The 19,279-nt window shown below is 60.9% G+C and carries 13 protein-coding genes; 8 read left to right on the plus strand and 5 right to left on the minus strand.

What is annotated here, in order from left to right:
* Window positions 1-64 precede the first annotated feature (64 nt).
* The 4 genes from ACZ3GY_RS09155 to ACZ3GY_RS09170 all read left to right on the plus strand — a co-directional run bounded on the left by ACZ3GY_RS09155 (window position 65) and on the right by ACZ3GY_RS09170 (window position 5,602).
* Window positions 65-1,225: an EAL domain-containing protein gene (locus tag ACZ3GY_RS09155; protein WP_463564533.1), complete on the plus strand. Its 1,161-nt coding sequence runs from the start codon at window positions 65-67 to the stop codon at window positions 1,223-1,225.
* A gap of 128 nt (window positions 1,226-1,353) precedes the next feature.
* Complete coding sequence (locus tag ACZ3GY_RS09160; RefSeq protein ID WP_463564532.1) at window positions 1,354-2,685, plus strand: deoxyguanosinetriphosphate triphosphohydrolase; 1,332 nt, start codon at window positions 1,354-1,356, stop codon at window positions 2,683-2,685.
* A gap of 2 nt (window positions 2,686-2,687) precedes the next feature.
* Complete coding sequence (locus ACZ3GY_RS09165; protein ID WP_463564531.1) at window positions 2,688-3,785, plus strand: FUSC family protein; 1,098 nt, start codon at window positions 2,688-2,690, stop codon at window positions 3,783-3,785.
* 116 nt (window positions 3,786-3,901) lie between these two features.
* Entirely contained in the window at window positions 3,902-5,602 is a 1,701-nt protein-coding gene (locus tag ACZ3GY_RS09170; protein ID WP_465909742.1) for a hypothetical protein, read from the plus strand.
* Between the two features lie 36 nt (window positions 5,603-5,638).
* Here ACZ3GY_RS09170 and ACZ3GY_RS09175 read toward each other — a convergent pair whose 3' ends face one another.
* The gene (locus tag ACZ3GY_RS09175) at window positions 5,639-5,983 is read right to left on the minus strand and encodes a YggL family protein (RefSeq protein WP_463564529.1); all 345 of its coding nucleotides are present in this window, start codon (window positions 5,981-5,983) and stop codon (window positions 5,639-5,641) included.
* 156 nt (window positions 5,984-6,139) lie between these two features.
* On the opposite strand from ACZ3GY_RS09175, the gene dacB reads away from it, so the two are divergent.
* Window positions 6,140-7,618: a D-alanyl-D-alanine carboxypeptidase/D-alanyl-D-alanine endopeptidase gene (gene dacB / locus ACZ3GY_RS09180; RefSeq protein ID WP_465909743.1), complete on the plus strand. Its 1,479-nt coding sequence runs from the start codon at window positions 6,140-6,142 to the stop codon at window positions 7,616-7,618.
* A 90-nt stretch (window positions 7,619-7,708) separates the two neighbouring features.
* Here the strand turns inward: dacB and rlmKL are convergent, their stop codons facing one another.
* A complete protein-coding gene (rlmKL, locus tag ACZ3GY_RS09185; protein WP_465909745.1) occupies window positions 7,709-9,955 on the minus strand; it encodes a bifunctional 23S rRNA (guanine(2069)-N(7))-methyltransferase RlmK/23S rRNA (guanine(2445)-N(2))-methyltransferase RlmL in 2,247 nt (748 codons plus the stop codon).
* Window positions 9,956-10,379: 424 nt separating this feature from the next.
* Between rlmKL and rmf the strand changes: the two genes are divergently transcribed.
* Window positions 10,380-10,595, plus strand: coding sequence for a ribosome modulation factor (rmf, locus tag ACZ3GY_RS09190; RefSeq protein ID WP_073268316.1), 216 nt, complete (start codon window positions 10,380-10,382; stop codon window positions 10,593-10,595).
* A gap of 94 nt (window positions 10,596-10,689) precedes the next feature.
* Here rmf and ACZ3GY_RS09195 read toward each other — a convergent pair whose 3' ends face one another.
* Together ACZ3GY_RS09195 and ACZ3GY_RS09200 are read right to left on the minus strand one after the other, a co-directional pair.
* Complete coding sequence (locus tag ACZ3GY_RS09195; protein WP_465909746.1) at window positions 10,690-11,712, minus strand: quinone-dependent dihydroorotate dehydrogenase; 1,023 nt, start codon at window positions 11,710-11,712, stop codon at window positions 10,690-10,692.
* A 74-nt stretch (window positions 11,713-11,786) separates the two neighbouring features.
* On the minus strand, window positions 11,787-12,008 hold the full coding sequence (locus ACZ3GY_RS09200) for a DUF2835 domain-containing protein (RefSeq protein WP_465909747.1): 222 nt from the start codon (window positions 12,006-12,008) through the stop codon (window positions 11,787-11,789).
* 170 nt (window positions 12,009-12,178) lie between these two features.
* Between ACZ3GY_RS09200 and ACZ3GY_RS09205 the strand changes: the two genes are divergently transcribed.
* Entirely contained in the window at window positions 12,179-13,042 is an 864-nt protein-coding gene (locus ACZ3GY_RS09205; RefSeq protein ID WP_465909749.1) for a DUF6685 family protein, read from the plus strand.
* Between the two features lie 82 nt (window positions 13,043-13,124).
* Window positions 13,125-14,138 (plus strand): alpha/beta fold hydrolase, encoded by a 1,014-nt coding sequence (locus ACZ3GY_RS09210; protein WP_465910025.1) that lies wholly within the window; start codon window positions 13,125-13,127, stop codon window positions 14,136-14,138.
* 197 nt (window positions 14,139-14,335) lie between these two features.
* Here ACZ3GY_RS09210 and ACZ3GY_RS09215 read toward each other — a convergent pair whose 3' ends face one another.
* Window positions 14,336-19,204, minus strand: coding sequence for an NAD-glutamate dehydrogenase (locus ACZ3GY_RS09215; RefSeq protein ID WP_465909750.1), 4,869 nt, complete (start codon window positions 19,202-19,204; stop codon window positions 14,336-14,338).
* Window positions 19,205-19,279 lie beyond the last annotated feature (75 nt).

The raw sequence follows: 19,279 nt of genomic DNA on the forward strand, positions 1-19,279 counted from the left end.
AGCGACATGGGCTTGAGCCGGATATTCCCCGGCATTACCGTTCTCTTTGCTAAGGATGTGCTCGGTGCTCGACGGTCAACCGCTCGCCGTCTTCCAACCCTTTATCGATACGGCTACCGGCCAGATTGCTGGCGTCGAAGCGCTGGCCAGGCTGCGTGACGCACAGGGTCGCCTGCACTCGGCAGGGCCGCTGTTCGCCGATCCCAAGACACCGCCAACCGCCCTGCGCCGCCTCGACCGGCAAGTGCGTGAACAAGCGCTGATGCGTTTTCACGACGCGCCATCGCAATGGTTCTTGAGCCTGAACATATCGCCACGCTGGATCAGTCGCTTGCGACCTGAACAGGCATTGCCCAGCCTCAAGCAGCTTGAGCGCAGCGGTATCGATCCCAAGCGCGTGGTTTTCGAGATCACCGAACTCGGTGGCGCAAGCCAGCGCCTGCCTGGCGTAGTGGCTCGCTACCGGGAAGCCGGCGCGCGCATCGCCATCGATGACTTCGGCGCTGGCTACTCCCAGCTCGACCGGGTGCTGGCCTTGCAACCCGACATTCTCAAGCTGGACATGCGCCTGTTCCAGGAAGCAGCCCGTGGCGGCCCCAGTGGCGAAGTGGTCAAGGCACTGGCGATGATGGCCGAAAAAACCGGCTGCTGGATCATCGCCGAGGGTGTGGAAACCAACGCCGAACTCGACTTTGCGTTGGAATGCGGAGCCCGCTACGTGCAAGGCTATCTGTTTGCCAGGCCCGAACTGGCGTTCTTCGAGAACGATGCGTTCGTTGATCGTTTCGCACTGCTGCGCGATCAGTACGTGCAGCAGAAATTGGCCGAGAGGGCTCGTCTGATGGGCCTACGCAAACAACTCGCCGAGCTGTTCGCAGTGCTCAAGAAAGATCTGGAAAGCGGTCTGCCGGCAGCGCTTGCCGCGCCAGTGGCCTACCCCTGGCTGCTGCGCCTGTACCAATGTGACCGCCATGGCACACAGACCACGCCCAACCTGGAGTGGCGCGACGGTGCCTGGCAGGCAGATGATCGCTACATCGGCCATAACTGGTCGTGGCGCCCGTATTTCTATCAGCTGCTCGCCGAGGGTTGGGAAGAGCGCCGCCTGATTCTATCCAGCACTTACCGCGATGCGACCAGCAACCAGTACTGCCTCACGGCCGGGCAGTTCATCGACAACGGCAACCGGCTGTTACTGGTCGATATCGATGCCAATGGACTTTAGTGGATGCAGCCTTGCAGTTACTTCGTCGAACAGGGAAGCTAACGATCAATTCGCATGTGGGTCGTTGGCAAACCACATGCATCTGACCGACGAAGGCCGCGCCATCGTCTCCGGTAAAGGAAGCACGCTTGGACTGGCAAACCCTGCTCACCCGTGAACGTCTTGGCAAACCGTCGCCCAGCGCCGATGAACTGGGCCGCAGCCCCTTTCACAAGGATCATGACCGGATCATCTTCTCCGGTGCCTTCCGCCGCCTGGGCCGCAAGACCCAGGTGCACCCGGTGTCCAGCAACGACCACATCCACACGCGTCTGACCCACTCGCTGGAAGTCAGCTGCGTGGGCCGTTCCCTGGGCATGCGCGTCGGAGAGATACTGCGTAGCGAACTGCCCTCCTGGTGCGAGCCGAGCGACCTGGGCATGGTGGTGCAGTCGTCCTGCCTGGCTCATGACATCGGCAACCCGCCTTTTGGCCATTCCGGTGAAGACGCCATTCGCCACTGGTTCCAGCAGGCGGCCGGTCGCGGCTGGCTGGACGCCATGAGCGATGCCGAACGCGGCGACTTCCTCAGCTTCGAAGGCAACGCCCAGGGCTTTCGGGTACTCACCCAACTGGAGTACCACCAGTTCGATGGTGGCACACGCCTCACCTATGCAACCCTCGGCACCTACCTAAAGTACCCCTGGACGTCCCGCCACGCGGAAGCTCTGGGCTACAAGAAGCACAAGTTCGGTTGCTACCAGAGCGAGCTGCCGCTGCTCGAGCAGATCGCCAGTAAGCTCGGCCTGCCGCAACTCGAAGAACAGCGCTGGGCACGTCACCCCCTGGTCTATCTGATGGAGGCCGCAGACGATATCTGCTACGGCCTGATCGACCTCGAAGACGGCCTGGAAATGGAGCTGCTCGACTACGCCGAAGTGGAGTCGCTGCTGCTCGATCTGGTCGGCGATGACCTGCCGGAAACTTACCGCCAGCTGGGCCCCAACGATTCGCGTCGACGCAAGCTGGCGATCCTGCGCGGCAAGGCCATCGAGCACCTGACCAACTCGGCAGCCCACGCCTTCGTCGAGCAGCAGTCGGCGTTGCTGGCAGGTACCCTGGAAGGCGACCTGGTCGAGCACATGCACGGCCCAGCCAAGAATTGCGTGCAAGCCGCCAAGGCAATGGCTCGGGAAAAGATCTTTCAGGACAAACGCAAAACCCTCCACGAGATCGGTGCCTACACCACCCTGGAAATTCTCCTCAATGCTTTCTGCGGCGCGGCGCTGGAACAACATGGCGGGCGTACGCCGTCGTTCAAGAACCGCCGCATCCTCGACCTGCTCGGCCATAACGCGCCCGATCCGCACTGGCCGCTGTACCGCTCCTTCCTGCGGATGATCGACTTCATTGCCGGCATGACCGATAGCTATGCTACCGAAATGGCCCGCGAAATGACCGGTCGCTCGAGCCCCGTCTGAGCATGCGCCAGGTATTGCGACAGTTGTTCAGCTGGCACGCCGGGCCACCTGCCTGGGGCCCTGCCGTGGTGGCCGGGCTGGGCTGTGCGCTGCCGTTGCTGCTGGGGCTGTTCAGCGCTCACCCTGGCTTCCTGTGGGCCTCGGTCGGTGCCTTTCAGGCTGCACAGGCCAATCCGCTGCACCGCTTCGGCATGCTGCGCATGCTGCTGCTAACCGGGCTCGGCGCCTGCAGTGCAGGGTTGGGTTTCTGGTCGGCGACACACCCACTGATCAGCCTGTCGCTGTTCGCCGCCTTCGGCCTACTGCTCGCCTGGCTGCAGCGTTACGGTACCGAGGCGGGCAAGCTGGGTATCGGCCTCACTGTGTGCCTGTGCCTGGGGCAAGGCCAATACGGCAGCAGCAGCCTGAACAACCCCTACGCCATCGCCATGCTGTTCATTCTCGGCGGGCTGTGGGTGATGCTCCTGGCGTTCGGCCTGCGTGGCGTTCACGGCCTGCGCATGTGGCCGTACATGCCGCGCCTGATGAGCCTGATAAAGGTGCTGCGCCGCCATGCCCGCCGCCAGTCACGCCAGCAGTGGTGGTTGTACGCGATGGGCTGCACGCTGGCAGTATCGCTGGCCGGCCTGATCGTCAACCTCGCGCACCTGCAGCGCGGCTACTGGTTGACTCTGGCGGTGGTCACCACCCTGCAGCTGGAGTTCAGGGGCAGCCTGGTGCGCGCCCTGCAGGCAAGCATGGCCAGTCTAAGCGCTGCCGGACTGCTGATTTTGTTCGGCAACAGCCTGCAGAGCCCACCGATGATGGTGGCCATCATGCTGCCGCTGATCACCCTGAGCCGTGCTCTGCAAGCGCACAACTACGGCCTGTTCGTGCTGCAGACCACGGTGTGCTTCGTGCTGCTCGCGGAAAGCCTGGCCAGGGACTGGCACCTGCCACAAGTACGCCTGTTCAACGTCACCCTGGGCATTCTGCTGACATTGTTCATAGCCTTGCTAATGCATGCTCTGCGGCAATGGCTGGACAATCGCGCGGCGATAAAACAGCAACCACTCGGCAATAATGACAAAGTGCCTTCACAAGACTCGACAGTGCCATAAACGCCTGACTATGCTGGCCTATTAATAGCGCAACCATGGAGCGACGCGCGATGCCCAGCAGCTTCCGGCCTGGAGAACGCAGGTTACCCCTGCACGTTCACATTAGCGTGCTGTTCATGCTGATGCTGCTGCTCACCGGCGGTGCGCTGGGTGTGTTCAACTACCGCCAGACCACGGCAATCATCTTCTCCAGCAGCGCTATCCTGTTCGAACATATTCAGCAGGATGTACAGCGCGATATCAGCGCCACCTACCAACCCATCCATCACCTGCTCGGCGTGCTGGCGTTCGCCGAAGGTGCCCGCAGCGATGACCTGCAGACACGCATGCCCCTGCTCGCCCCCTTCGCACAGGCACTGCGTGACAATCCCAAGCTGGCCTCGCTGTACCTCGGTTACCGCAATGGCGACTTCTTCATGGTTCGCGCTCTGCGTAACCGAACCATCCAGCGGCAGTTCCAGGCCCCCGAAGGCGCCTCGCTGCAAATCTGGTCAGTCGAGCAGCACGCAAACGGCCGTGCGGGTGAGTACCTGTATTTCGATGACGCGTTGAACCTGCTGGAGCGCCGTCCATTAGGCAGCCAGGATTACGACCCGCGAATGCGCGAATGGTACAGCCGGGCCCACAGCCAGAACGGCACCATAACCACCACGCCCTATGTATTCTTCTCCTCTGGAGCGATCGGCACCACCCTGGCCAACGCCGTGGGTGATCAAGCAGTGATTGCTGCCGACCTTACCCTGCAAGACCTTTCCGCCACACTCATCAAGCACAAGGTCACGCCCAGCAGCGAAGTGGTGCTATTCGATGCCAGGGGATTGGCCATTGCCTATCCTGATAGCCAGCGTTTACTCAACAATGCACCCGAGCCCAGACTCAAGCCCGTAACCGAACTGCTCACGGAGCTGGCCGACGCCTTTGTCGAACTGACACCCGGGCACAATCAGCAAAGCATCGAAACGTTAAACAAACGCCGTTGGGTAGTTTCACGTAGCCACGTGAGCGAAGGTGGGCCCGATGGCCTTTATCTGGCGCTGCTGGTGCCAGAAGACGAACTGCTCGCCGACGCCTATCGCATTCGCTGGCAAGGTGCATTGATCACCCTGACCACCCTGCTGCTATGCCTGCCCATTGCCTGGCTGGTGTCGCGTTGTATCACCCGGCCGCTGGCTGCCCTACAGAATCAGGCCGAGGCGATGGGGCGTTTCGACTTTGCCGCCGCAAGCGGCCTGCGCTCCTCGGTACTGGAAGTGGATTGCCTGGCCCAGGCCATGGCACAGATGAATAGAGCCCTGACTCACTACCAGGAGATCATCGCCGAACTGGGTCACCAGCCAAGCACTCAGGCACTCTTGAAGTGGATAACGCAGCAAACCCTACAGGCCATTAAGGCCCAAGCCGGCATCGTCTACTTGATCGAAAACGGGCGCCTACAACCCCACACTATGGAGTTTTCAGATACGACTCACACGCTTCGCCGTAGCGACCTGCACGCTCAACCGCTGGATGGCGACAATTTGCCGACATGGCTGCGCATGGCACTGGATGACGGCCGCGCATCACTTTCACTGGGATTCGACAAAGCTGGCGACTATCGGCCGCTGCTCAACATGCTAGGCACACCACTGGTAAATCTGCTGGCAATTGCTTTACGTGACCGACAAGGCAAACTGCTGGGCATGCTTGTGTTGCTACAAGGCGAGGAGACACAAGACGATTCTCTAGGCATCCGTAGCGAACAATGTGTGGCATTCAGTGAGGCCGTGGCGACAATCACCGCTCGGCATCTGGAGAGTCGTCAGGCTGCATCAACCTGAGAAATAACGGGCCTCGAACGAGGCCCGTACATTGCATCAGGAAGCCGAGCTGATCTCGTTTTCCGGATACCAGACGTCAAGCAGCGGGCTGACACTGACATCGACCAGCTCCGAACGGCCCTTGAGCCAGGCTTCGACGGCGGCGCGTTGCTCTTCGCTGACCGACCCACGCTTGGACAGACATACCAGACCGTAGTCGTCACCACCGACGTAGCCCAGACCATTGGCGGTCATGGCGTCGCTCAGGAATGCATCGAGGAAGGCGTCGACGGCTTCGTCGCTCAGGTCTTCCTTGAAGTTCAGGTTCAGCTCAAAACCCAGCTCCTGGAATTCATCCACACAGAGTTTCTTGCGCAGACGACGGGAACGATTGGTAGCCATGGGTAAAAATCCTTCAGAGTGATAACGCGCGGCACTCTACCAGCTTAGCGAGCTCGATGCCCGTCACCTGACGAAAAACCCCGCAATCGCAGCCCTGATAGCCTAGTCATGGGGCATAATGCGGCGCATTGTCCCAAACCGCTGTGGGAGCTCGTAATGCGATTTTCCGTTGTACCCGCCGTTCGGAGGTTGCGCATCCTCCGTCCTCTGGCCCTCGCCTGCCTCGTACTGCCTACTGCCCTGCCCGCCTATGCAGCGACCAGCGCTAATCTCCCTGAAAACGTGGTCAAAAGCCTAAAGGCCAACAAGATCGGCCAGCAATCATTGTCGGTGGTCACCCTGCCGCTCACTGGCCCAGGCAACGGCACTATCTTTAATGCCGACGTTTCGGTGAATCCGGCTTCGACCATGAAGCTGCTGACCACCTTCGCCGCACTGGAACTGCTCGGCCCGACCTATCAGTGGAAGACCGAGTTCTATACCGACGGCCAACTCAAGGACGGCGTACTCAACGGCAACCTGTACCTCAAGGGTGGCGGCGATCCCAAGCTGAACATGGAAAAGCTCTGGCTGCTGCTGCGTGACCTGCGAGCCAATGGCGTGCGTCAGGTGACCGGCGATCTGGTGCTCGATCGCAGCTATTTCGCACAGCCTGATCTGCCCGCCTTCAACGACGACGGCGGCGATGCCAACAAGCCCTATCTGGTCACCCCCGACTCGCTGCTGGTCAACCTAAAGGCGCTGCGCTTCATCGCCCGCGCCGAGAATGGCAAGGTCACCGTCGCTGCCGAGCCACCGCTGGCGGGGTTGACGCTGGATAATCAGGTTAAGGTGCTCAAGGCTGGCAAATGCCCGGCCTGGCCGGACGTGCGCTACAACCCGGTCAAGGAGTTCGACGGTACACGGGTGATCGTCACCGGCCAGTTGACCGATGGCTGCAGCGCCCAGACCTACCTGTCGCTGCTCGACCATCCCGGCTATGCAGCGGGTGCCGTGCGCGCCATCTTCCAGGAGCTGGGCGGCAGCATCATGGGCAAGAACCGCCAGGCCGATGTGCCGAAGAGCGCGAGCCTGCTGGCGCGAGCCTTTTCCCCCGATCTGGTGGAAATCATCCGCGACATCAACAAGTACAGCAACAACACCATGGCTCGGCAGCTGTTTCTCAGCATCGGCGCGCAGAATCGCACCAATGCCGATGTCGACGACGCCCATGCTGCGCAGCGGGTGATTCGCGCCTGGTTGGCCCGCAAGGGCATTACCGCGCCGCAGTTGGTAATGGAGAACGGCTCCGGGCTGTCCCGGGCGGAGCGCCTGAGCGCTCGTGAGATGGGCCGTATTCTGGAGGCTGCCTGGAAGAGCCCTTACGCCGCCGAGTTCATCAGCTCGATGCCGATCGTCGCGCTGGACGGCACCATGCGCAAACGACTGCGTAACACGCCGATGGCCGGGCAGGCGCACATCAAGACCGGCACCCTGAACAACGTACGCGCCATCGCCGGCTTCAGCCGCGACAGCAACGGCAACAGCTGGGCTGTGGTGGCGATCCTCAACGACCCGAAACCCTGGGGCGCTTCGGTGATCCTCGATCAGGTGCTGCTCGACCTCTACAAGCAGCCGAAGAGCAACGCCAGATAACAGCATGAGATAGCCCGGGTCGAGCGCACAGCGACACCCGGGAAATCGCCCTGGGTATCGCTGCGCTCAACCCAGGCTACGGTTCGTTGGTTACTTGGCCATCAGCTTCCAGGCGCGGTGGATCTTGGCGTTACGGGCGAAGTCTGGATCGAGGGTGGCGGCAGTGATCTCTTCAACCTGATAACGCGACGGCAACTGCTCGTCGAGCAGGAACTTGCGGAAGTTGTTGGAGAAGTACAGCACGCCACCCGGCGCCAGGCGTGCCATGGCCATGTCCAGTAACTGAACATGATCGCGCTGTACATCGAACACGCCTTCCATGCGCTTGGAGTTGGAGAAGGTCGGAGGGTCGATGAAGATCAGGTCGTACTCACCACGATCATCGGCCAACCAGCTCATCACATCGCCCTGCTCCAGGCGGTTCTTGTCGGAAAAGCCGTTGAGCGACAGGTTACGCCGCGCCCAATCCAGGTAGGTTTTCGACAAATCGACGCTGGTAGTGCTACGCGCACCACCTTTTGCCGCATGCACACTGGCCGTGGCGGTATAGCAATAGAGATTGAGGAAGCGCTTGCCCGCGGCTTCTTTCTGGATGCGCAGGCGCAGTGGACGGTGATCAAGAAACAGCCCGGTATCCAGGTAGTCGGTCAGATTGACCAGCAGCTTGATGCCGCCCTCGGCCACTTCCATGAACTTGCCTTGCGCGGCCTGCCGCTCGTATTGCTTGGTGCCACTCTGGCGCTCGCGGCGCTTGATCACCACCTTGCTTTTGTCGATGCCCAGCGCCTGGGGAATAGCGGCCAGCGCGTCGAACAGACGGGCCTGGGCCTTCTCCGGGTCGATGGAGCGCGGTGCGGCGTACTCCTGCACATGCACCCAGTCGTGATAGAGGTCGATAGCCAGGGCGTATTCCGGCATATCGGCATCGTACAGACGGTAGCAGTCAACGCCCTCACGGCGTGCCCACTTGCCGAGCTGCTTGAGATTCTTCTGCAGGCGGTTGGCGAACATCTGCCCGCCTTCGCTCAGCCGCGCCTGCTCTACGGGAGCCGGTGCCGGCTTGATCGGGTTGCCGTTGCGGTTGAGTTTCGGTTCTTCGACCTGCAGTTCGCTCTGCTCACGTTCGCGCTCACGCTGCTCGGGAGTGCGACGTTCACCGGTGACGAACTGCTCGGGCTGCACCTTGATCAGCAGCAGCTTGCACGGCAGCGCGCCGTTCCAGAAGGCGTACTGCTTGTGGCTGCGAATACCCATGCGCTTGCCCAGGTCGGGGGCGCCGGTGAATACCGCTGCCTCCCAGCCCATGCAGGCCTGGCGCAGGCGCTCGCCGAGGTTCTGGTAGAGGTACAGCAGGCTCGCCTCGTCACCCAGCCGCTCGCCGTAGGGCGGGTTGCTGATCACCAGGCCTTTCTGGTTCTGATCCGGCCGCGGTTCGAAAGTCGCCACTTCTCCCTGATAGACCTTGATCCAGTCACTCAGCCCGGCGCGGTCAATGTTGTTGCGAGCAGGCTGAATCAGTCGCGGATCGGCTTCGTAGCCGCGGATCCATAGCGGTGGCTTGGCCAGGCCGACAGCAGCACGCTCTTCGGCTTCAACACGCAAACGATTCCAGGTGGCCGGCACGTGGCCGAGCCAGTTACTGAAGCCCCACTGCTCGCGCGTCATGTTCGGCGCAATATCGGCGGCGATCATCGCGGCCTCGACCAAGAAGGTACCTACCCCGCACATTGGGTCGGCCAGGGCGCCGCCTTCAGCGGCGATACGTGGCCAACCGGCACGGATCAGCACCGCGGCAGCCAGGTTTTCCTTCAGCGGTGCGGCGCCCTGCTGCAGGCGATAACCACGCTGGTGCAGGCTGTGGCCGGACAGATCCAGCGACAGTATCGCCTCGCCACGATCCAGGCGCAGGTGCACGCGCATGTCGGGGTTGATCTTGTCCACCGACGGGCGGGTGCCATCGGCCTGGCGCAGCTTGTCAACGATGGCGTCCTTGACCTTCAGGGCACCGAAATGGGTGTTGTCGATGCCGGAGCCATTACCGCTGAATTCGACAGCCAGGCTGCCACTCGGCAGTAGGTGTTCGAACCAGTCGACGTTGAGCACACCCTCGTAGAGGGTCTCGGCATCACGTACCTGAAAACGCGCCAGCACCAGCAGCACGCGATTGGCCAGGCGCGACCACAGGCACAGGCGATAAGCCGTCTCCATGCTGGCCACGCCACGAATGGCCGAGGTGTGCTCGCGGGCCTGATCCAGGCCCAACGCTTTGGCTTCCTCGAGCAGCAGGCCTTCGAGCCCTTTGGGGCACGTGAGGAAGAGTTCGTTATCGTCCGACATCAGAAATCCAGTGCCAAAAGGCAGTAATGGGTTGGGCACGGCAAACGGCACAACCAAAATAAGTGACAAAAAGTCGCAAAGCGACCCTTCGTCGGAATAAACAGCGGGTGTAATCGATAGCCATTCACGATGGCAAAACACCAGCAAGTAACCCGCAAAGCCCCGGTTACCAAGGCTTTCGCTCAAGACCGAGAAAATATTACGCCGACCTTATGGCCTCACCCGCAAAACCGTTACGTCCTTATGACAAATCGATCATTCACACAGGTTCATGCATTCGATAGAAATCTACCCAGGCCATCGTCGCAACGACGATGGCACAGGAGGCTCGCGACGCCGGCAGCGGACTCCATGGCAGAACCTTCTGCCTGACCTCCCAGAGGTCTACGGGACATAAACAGTCAACAAGTGAGGGCAACACCCTATGAGAAGACTTAAGCGTGATCCTTTAGAAAAAGCTTTTTTGCGCGGCTATCAGTACGGTATTAGTGGTAAATCCCGCGAGCTGTGTCCTTTCACTCTTCCGTCCGTGCGTCAGGCCTGGCTCAATGGCTGGCGTGAAGGCCGCGGTGACAACTGGGACGGTTTGACCGGCACCGCCGGTATTCATCGACTCAACGAACTTCGAGCTGTCGGCTAAACCAGGGACCTACCGACTTCACCAAGCACGCTCCATCCGAGCGGCGGGCGCAAGCCCAGGGGCTCCCTAAGGGAGCCCTTTTTATTTCCCCTCTTCAGCGGCGCGCCGCGGCAATCGCATCCACCGCCTCGCGAATCAGCGCAGGCCCCTTGTAGATGAACCCGGAATATATTTGCACCAGGCTCGCACCCGCGGCGATCTTGTCCGCGGCATGGCGCCCCTCGGTGATACCGCCAGCAGCAATGATCGGCAGACGCCCGCCCAACTCTCCCGCCAGCACGCTGACCGTATGAGTACTCTTGTCGCGTACCGGCGCGCCCGACAGGCCACCAGCCTCGTTGGCGAACGCCAGATTCTCGACACCCTCACGGCTCAACGTGGTGTTGGTGGCGATAACCGCATCCATGCCGCTCTCCAACAATGCCGCCGCAACCTGAACGGTCTCGTCATCGGTCATGTCCGGAGCGATCTTGATCGCCAGGGGCACGCGACGACCATGGCTCAGCGTCAATTCATTTTGGCGCTTGTGCAGGGCATCGAGCAGTTGCTTGAGCGAATCGCCGAACTGCAGGCTGCGCAGCCCAGGCGTGTTCGGCGAACTGACGTTGACCGTGATGTAGCTGGCGTGGGCATAGACCTTGTCCAGGCAGATCAGGTAATCGTCTACCGCTCGCTCGACCGGAGTATCGAAGTTCTTGCCGATGTTGATACCCAGCACACCGCGAAACTTGGCAGCCTGCACGCGGGCAAGCAGGTGATCGACGCCGTGGTTGTTGAAGCCCATACGGTTGATGATCGCCTCGGCCTCGGGCAGACGAAAGAGACGCGGTTTGGGATTACCTGGCTGCGGACGCGGCGTGACCGTACCGATTTCGACGAAACCGAAGCCCAACTGCGCGAAACCGTCGATGGCATCGCCGTTCTTGTCCAGGCCTGCAGCCAGGCCAACCGGGTTGGGGAACTGCAGCCCCATCACCGTTACCGGCAGGCTGTTCGGTGCCTTGCTCAGGCGCCCGGCAAGACCAAGACGCCCGGCCGCGCCAATCAGGTCGATGGACAGCTCGTGGGAGGTTTCCGGGGACAGTTTGAACAGCAGCTCGCGGGCCAGGTTGTACATGGGCAGGCTTAGCTCGTCAGTGGCGAAATCGAAAGGCGCCGATTATAGCCGCCCAACCACCCGCCTAGCGAGGCCTAGGGCAGGCGACGCAGGCTGAGCAACTCACCTTCGCCGTTGAATTGCAGCTCGAAGGAACCATAAATACCTTCGTGGGTCAGAAATGGCCGGAAATGATGGGCCGGAATGCTCACCCGCCGGCCATCTCGGCTGAGGGCCTGAATGCGATTGGCCCGCCCCTGGTAGAGCACCCGCAGACGTTCTGCCGATAACGAAATATCCAGTACCAGGCTAGGCATGGAAGCTCCCTTGCAAATGAATGAACAGATTCTGCCACAGTGCTCTCAGCCAAGCCCGTCGACGCGGCCTGGTATCACCGTACAATGCGCTAACTTCCTTGATGCACCCCGTGCAAGACGCTGCCAGCTCTGCCACACTGCAGCAGGCACACCGACGTCCGCGAGTTGCCATGAGCCTGCCTGAACAGCCCAGCCCTCTTACCTCACGCCTTACCGCTCTGGCCCAGCGTGTGGGTCTGCTTGGCCGTGGCTGCAAGCCAATCTTCGAACGTGCCAGCCAGTTACGCCTGCCGTTCGCCGCGATTCCGACCTTCGCCGACACTATCTGCTGGCAAGCCGGGCCGCCGCTTCAACGCCTCAAGGATCTGCCGCGTAGCGCGCTTTCTGGCCCCGTACAGGAAGACAAGGCCGACGCTCGCCTGGCATTGATCAGGCTGGTGGACGTTAATCACCGCCAGGTGGAAAAACTCGACCTGCGCAAGGTCGACGGCCTGGTTCATTGCGACGACCGTCATGCCAGCTTCGAGGATTACGCAACCAGCGAAGCCTGCCGAAAAATCCGCATCATCAGCTACAGAGACTTCGTCAGAACGCTGACCCAGGCGCTGCCGGACTTTCCCGAAGGACACCTCGATCTCTATCAGACACAGTGGCGTGGCGAGCGCCTGTTCTGGGCTGGAGAGCAGTATCCTGAAGCATTCGCCAGCGCAGTGGCTTACGCGCGCTTGCGAGGTCTGGAAATCAGTCTCACAGCAGACATTACCGAATACCGTGTAAGCGAAAGTGGCCTACAGGCTCTGGAGCAGAACTACCACGTTCTGGCTATGCCGAGTGAAGCCTGGAGCGATGCCACCTTCATGCAGTTGCTGATGGAGCACGACATACCCTATGCCCGCCTGAGCCTGCTACGTACCCAGGGCTCTCCCGAATTCCTGCTGCTGCCCAAGCACTCCCCACAAGCCTCTGCGCTGGGCGAAGGCCTGTGCCAGGCCGGTGCCCCGGATATGCTGCGTTACGTTCGCGAACTGGGCTGAAACGCGCCACCCAGACAGGTTTTGTAAACACTTGCCAGCAATGCTACACGCGTATTGCTGTCAGTCTTTGCTCCCCCAACGTCTGGAGCATCCCCCTGTGCGCATTGCCCTCGCCACACTGCTGATCGCTGGTAGCCTGCCAGCCCTGGCTGCCGAAACCCCCAGTTACGGCCCCGAACTGCAAGGCTTCGATTACCCACACGAGATCAAGCGATTCACCTTCGACTCCCAAGGCAGCTCACTACAGATGGCCTACATGGACGTACAGCCGAAAAAAGCTAACGGCCGAACCGTACTATTGATGCACGGCAAGAATTTCTGCGGTGCGACCTGGGAAGGCAGCATCGCCGCCCTGAGCGAGGCTGGTTATCGTGTCGTAGTGCCGGATCAGGTTGGCTTCTGCAAGTCCAGCAAGCCCGCTCATTACCAGTACAGCTTTCAGCAACTGGCCAGCAACACTCATGCGCTGCTGGAACAGCTGAAGATCGAGCGCGTGACGGTCATGGGCCATTCCATGGGCGGCATGCTCGCCACCCGCTACGCCTTGCTCTACCCCGAACAGGTTGAGCAGCTCGCGATGGTCAACCCGATCGGCCTGGAAGATTGGAAGACCCTCGGCGTGGCTTACCTGAGCGTGGATCAGTGGTACCAGCGCGAGCTGAAAACCACTGCCGAAGCCAGCCGCAATTACCAGAAGAACACCTACTATGCAGGCCAGTGGCGCCCCGAGTTCGACCGCTGGGTGGATATGCAGGCAGGCATGTTCAAAGGTGATGGCAAGGAAATCGTTGCCTGGAACTCGGCGCTGACCTACGACATGGTCTACACCCAACCGGTGGTCTATGAATTCGCCAACCTGAAGATGCCCGTTTTGTTACTGATCGGCGAGAAAGACAATACCGCAGTCGGCAAGGATACAGCGCCCGAAGCGATGCGCAGCAAACTGGGTGACTACAAGGCGCTCGGCCCGGCAACGGCGAAACGCATCCCCGACGCGACCCTGGTGACCTTCCCGGATCTCGGCCACTCGCCGCAGATTCAAGAACCTGAGCGCTTCCACAAGGCATTGCTCGAAGGCCTACAGCAAAAGCCCTGAGACGGCGGTCTTTTCGTAAGATTGCGGCATGGCGACAACTCGCCGGCAAGGGCTAGGCGCCGACTCCTACTGGATCGTGGGCAGTTTACGTATCGAGTAGGAGCCCGCTTGCCGGCGATATGATTTTCAGGAAGCAAAGATAAAAAAACGCCCCGAACCAGTCGGGGCGTTTTCGTTTCTCGCTAGAGCTCAGGTGATCAAGCTGGTAATACCGGCAGCTGGCTTTGCGCCAGATCGCTCAGCTCGCGATTGGCCACCGCGTACATCGCATAATCACTACCAGCCGCCGCACGCAGTTCGGCGAGCATGGCCTTCCAACGGTCGACCAAACGACGGTTCTGCTCCAGCCATGCCTCGACCCGCTCCTCGATTGATTCTGAACCACCTGGCAGCTGCAGCACGGAGACCGTGATCGCCCGCTGCTGTGCATCCAGGTCATCGCGGAACGCCTCGCGGGCCAAAGCCTGCCAGTTGCTTTCCACACTCAGGCTGCTGATCTGCTGCAGGTACCACGACAGATCCAGAGCGTCGGCAACGGCGAAGTATGCCGATGCCACTTCGGTGGGCTCGCGACCGGTAAGGTCTGCGGATTCGATGATCGGCAGCAGCGTGTACAGGTGGCCCGTGCCTGCAACCACGCGGGACAGCAGCTCCGGCACACCGGCTTCGACGTAGATCTGGTAGCGCGCCATCCACTGATCGCGGGCAGGCCCTTCGAGCAGTTCGTCCAGACGCATGGCCAGCGCCTTGACCCGTGGGCCGAGGTGAGCGACGTCACGAGCGGCATCCAGGTCGTTGCGGCGGCTGCGCAGGTACCAGCGGGTAGCACGACGGCCGAGGCGCATCAGCTCATCCATCATGGTCAACTGCAGATCGGCCGGCACCTGGTTGTCCAGGGCCTCGATCTGCCGCCACCAGAACGGCAGGTGGAACACGTCACGTACCACGACGTAGGCAGCGGCTACCTGCGCCGAACCCACCCCGGTGGACTCCTTCAGGCGCTGCACGAAGGTGATGCCCATGTGGTTGACCAGATCGTTGGCAATCTGCGTGCTGACGATTTCGCGCTTGAGGCGGTGACGGCGCATGGCCTCACCGTACTGCTGAGCCAGTCGCGCCGGGAAGGCAGTTTCCATCTCGCGGGCCAGGTAATCGTCATCGGCGATGTCGGACTTGATCAGCGATTCCTGCAGTTCGATCTTGCTGTAGGAAATCAACACCGAGAGTTCCGGGCGGGTCAGGCCCTGGCCCTTGGTGGCACGCTCGTTGAGCTCCTCTTCGGTCGGCAGGAACTCCAAGGCGCGGTCGAGTTTGCCGGTCGCTTCCATGGCCGCCATGAGGCGCTTGTATTCACCCTGGCGCTCACGGGCACGACGCTCGGCAAGCGACAGGGCCTGAGTCTGCTTGTAGTTGTTGCCCAACACCAGACTGCCGACGTCTTCGGTCATCTCGGCGAGCAGCGTGTTGCGCTGCTTGCCGGTCATGTCGCCGGCGGTGACGATCTCGTTGAGCAGGATCTTGATGTTCACTTCATGGTCGGAGCAGTCCACACCACCGGCGTTGTCGATAAAGTCGGTGTTGCTGGCGCCGCCGTTAAGGCCGAACTCGACACGGCCGAGCTGGGTCATGCCCAAATTGCCGCCCTCGCCCACCACCTTGGCGCGCAGTTCACGACCGTCGACACGCAGCAGGTCGTTGGCCTTGTCACCGACATCCGCATGGCTTTCGCGGCTGGATTTGACGTAGGTGCCGATACCGCCATTCCAGATCAGATCCACCGGCGCCTTGAGCAGCGCATTGAGCAACTCGTTGGGAGCCAGTTTGTCAGCCTGAATATCGAAACGGGCTTTCATCTCCGGACTGATCGGGATGCTTTTGGCACTGCGCAGGAAAATGGCGCCGCCCTGGGAGATCAGCGAGGTGTCGTAGTCAGCCCAGCTGGAACGCGGCAGGTCGAACAAACGCTGGCGCTCGGCGAAGCTGCGTGCAGCATCCGGATTAGGGTCGATGAAGATATGCAGGTGGTTGAAGGCAGCGACCATCTGCAGCGATTCGGACAGCAGCAGGCCGTTGCCGAACACGTCACCGGCCATGTCACCAATACCGATCACGGTGGTCAGATCCTTCTGCACGTCGATACCGCGTTCGCGGAAATGACGCTGCACGGAAACCCAGCCGCCCTTGGCGGTAATGCCCATGCCTTTGTGGTCATAACCGGCCGAGCCGCCCGAGGCGAAGGCGTCGCCCAGCCAGAAGCCATATTCACCGGCAATGCCGTTGGCGATGTCGGAGAAAGTCGCAGTGCCCTTGTCGGCCGCGACGACCAGATACGGGTCATCGACGTCGTGGCGCACCACGTTGGCGGGCGGCGCCACTTCGCCGTCTTTCAAGTTGTCGGTGATGTCGAGCAGCCCGCTGATGAAGATGCGGTAGCAGGCGATGGCCTCGGCCTGGATCTCGTCACGGCCGCCACCCACAGGCAAGCGGCGTGGCACGAAACCACCCTTGGCGCCGACCGGCACGATCACCGCGTTCTTGACCTGCTGCGCCTTGACCAGGCCGAGCACTTCGGTACGGAAGTCCTCTTCACGGTCGGACCAGCGCAGGCCGCCCCGCGCGACGTTGCCGAAGCGCAGGTGCACGCCTTCGACGCGCGGCGAGTAGACGAAGATCTCGAACTTCGGCACGGGTCGTGGCAGTTCGGGGATCGCGCTAGGGTTGAATTTGAAGCTGAAGTAGTGCTTCGCCTCGCCCTGAGCATCGGGCTGATAGAAGTTGGTTCGCAGGGTTGCCTTGATCAGATCCAGGTAGCGTCGCAGGATGCGGTCTTCGTTGAGCACCGCGACGTTGTCCAGTGCACCGAGAATGGCCTGCTCCAGTTTGTTCTGCTTGTCCTGCAGATCATCGGCACTGAGCTTGCGGGCGAGGTAGAAGCGGGTCTTGAACAGACGCACCAGTTCGCGGGCGATATCGGCGTGGTTGAGCAGCGTGTTGGCGATGTAGCCCAGGTCGAAGCCCAGGCGGATCTGTTTCAGGTAACGGGCATAGGCACGCAGCAGTGCGACATCGCGCCATGGCAGGCCTGCCGTCAAAACCAGACGGTTGAAGGCATCGTTCTCGGCATTGCCACGCACGATGTGGATAAAGGCGTCCTGCAGCGTGTCGTTGAGCTGCTGGATGTCGAGTTTGAGGCCTTCGCTATACGTAAAGGCGAAATCGTGAATCCAGAACTCACGGCCACTCTGGTGTTGCAGCCGGTATGGAAACTCGCCGAGCACGCGCAAACCGAGATTTTCCAGAATCGGCAGCACGTCGGACAGCGCCAGCGGTGTGTCCGCGTGGTACAGCTTGCAGTGCAACTGACGCTCACCCGGCACCAGCGGCTGGTAGAAGCTCATCACCAGCGGGCGCTCTTCGGAAATGCTGCGCAGGTGCTGCATGTCGACCACGGCCGAATGCGCCGGGAAACGTTCGCGGTAGCCTGCAGGGAAGTGTTTGGGGAAGTCGGTCAGCACGCGAGTGCCTTTGGCCTCGCCAAAATTTTCCACTACTAGAGACGCATAATCATCCGTCCAGGAGCGGCAGGCCTGAATGACCTCGCGCTCGAGCTGCTGCGGATCAATGGCCAGCTTGGTCTTCGGATCCACACGCAGGATGAACTGCACGCGAGCCAGCACCGACTCGGAGAAGTAGGTCCAGAACTCGCAATCGCTGGCCTGTAGGCGATCGACCAGTACCTGCTGAATACGCAGGCGGGTCTCGGTGGAATAGATATCACGCGGCACGTAAGCCAGTGCATAGACGAAACGGCCATAGGGGTCGAAACGCAGGAACAGGCGAACCTTGTTGCGCTCCTGAATCTGCACGATCGACAGCGCGGTACTGGCCAGCTCGTCCACCGGCGTCTGGAACAGGTCGTCGCGCGGCAGCACTTCGAGAACCTTGACCAGTTCCTTGCTCAAGTGGCCCTGGGAGATAAAACCGGAGCGTTTCTCAACATCGGCGACCTTGCGGCGAATGTAGGGAATATCGCGCACACTTTCGCTGTAAGCCGTAGAGGTGTAGATGCCGAGAAAACGGTACTCCTTGACCACCTTGCCTTCGCCGTCGATTTCACGAATGGAGACGAAATCCGGATAGGCCGGGCGATGCACCCGACTTGGCTGAGCAGCCTTGGCGAACGACAGCAGGCTCGGCTCGCGCAGGTACGCCAGGGCATAGGGCTCGATACGCAGATCGTCCTGGCTCAGGCCGCTGCGCAGGCGCTTGGACAACCCCAGCAGCGAACTTGCGTCGTACTGCAAATAGCCGCCGGTGGCATCGTCATGAACGGTGAATTCCTCGTAACCGAGGAAGGTGAAGTGGTCATCCTGCAGCCAGTCGAGAAATACCTTGATCTCGTCCAGCTCGGCGGCTTCGGTCTGGCCGCGGCCAAGGGTGCCGTCACCCAGCTTGCTCAGCAGTTCCTGAGCCTTGGCCTTCATCGGCTGGAAATCGGCAACGGAGAGGCGCACCTCTTCCAGCACGTCGAGCAGGGTCTTTTGCAGCGACTTGATCTCGGCGTTGCTGGCGCAACGGTTGATTTCCAGGAACATCAGCGATTCGCGCGTGACATCCTGTCCGGCACTGCCCTTGGGCAGCAGGTCGATCAGCGCGCCCTGGGCATCGCGGCGCACGCTGAGCACGCTGTTCTGCAGAGTATGGATGCTGTAACCGCGGCGCTTGAGTTCGATGCGCACGGAGTCGACGAGGAATGGGATGTCCGGGTGCAGGACTTCGATACCGGTATGCGTGCTTTGCCAGCCATGCTTTTCATAGTCGGGGTTGAATACGCGCACCTGGGGCTGGGCAGGATCAAAAGTAGCCAGCAGGCGCCAGGCAGAAAGAGTGCAACCAACCAGGTCGGAAAGACGCCTCTGTGTCAGTTCCTCGAGGGCGATGATGCCGAAGAACTGTTCAGCGAACAGGGCCACTCTTGGCAGATCCTGTTCACTGACATGCTGCGCCAGGGCCGCTTGCAGTTGATGCTGAAAGTCGGCTTTGCTGGCCGCGGTGAAGAACGCCATGTTTATGCTCCGTCTATGGGCTTGTTATGTGCGATTCGTGTTCCATGTCCTAGTTCAACCTTAGCGCAGCGGTTT

The sequence above is a fragment of the Pseudomonas sp. PME37.24/006 genome (assembly GCF_055556635.1).

Coding starts and splice junctions, on each gene's coding strand:
- ACZ3GY_RS09165 (WP_463564531.1), top strand. CDS start 2,688: ATGCGCCAGGTATTGCGACAGTTGTTCAGCTGGCACGCCGGGCCACCT.
- ACZ3GY_RS09170 (WP_465909742.1), top strand. CDS start 3,902: ATGCTGATGCTGCTGCTCACCGGCGGTGCGCTGGGTGTGTTCAACTAC.
- ACZ3GY_RS09175 (WP_463564529.1), bottom strand. CDS start 5,983: ATGGCTACCAATCGTTCCCGTCGTCTGCGCAAGAAACTCTGTGTGGAT.
- dacB (WP_465909743.1), top strand. CDS start 6,140: ATGCGATTTTCCGTTGTACCCGCCGTTCGGAGGTTGCGCATCCTCCGT.
- rlmKL (WP_465909745.1), bottom strand. CDS start 9,955: ATGTCGGACGATAACGAACTCTTCCTCACGTGCCCCAAAGGGCTCGAA.
- rmf (WP_073268316.1), top strand. CDS start 10,380: ATGAGAAGACTTAAGCGTGATCCTTTAGAAAAAGCTTTTTTGCGCGGC.
- ACZ3GY_RS09195 (WP_465909746.1), bottom strand. CDS start 11,712: ATGTACAACCTGGCCCGCGAGCTGCTGTTCAAACTGTCCCCGGAAACC.
- ACZ3GY_RS09200 (WP_465909747.1), bottom strand. CDS start 12,008: ATGCCTAGCCTGGTACTGGATATTTCGTTATCGGCAGAACGTCTGCGG.
- ACZ3GY_RS09205 (WP_465909749.1), top strand. CDS start 12,179: ATGAGCCTGCCTGAACAGCCCAGCCCTCTTACCTCACGCCTTACCGCT.
- ACZ3GY_RS09215 (WP_465909750.1), bottom strand. CDS start 19,204: ATGGCGTTCTTCACCGCGGCCAGCAAAGCCGACTTTCAGCATCAACTG.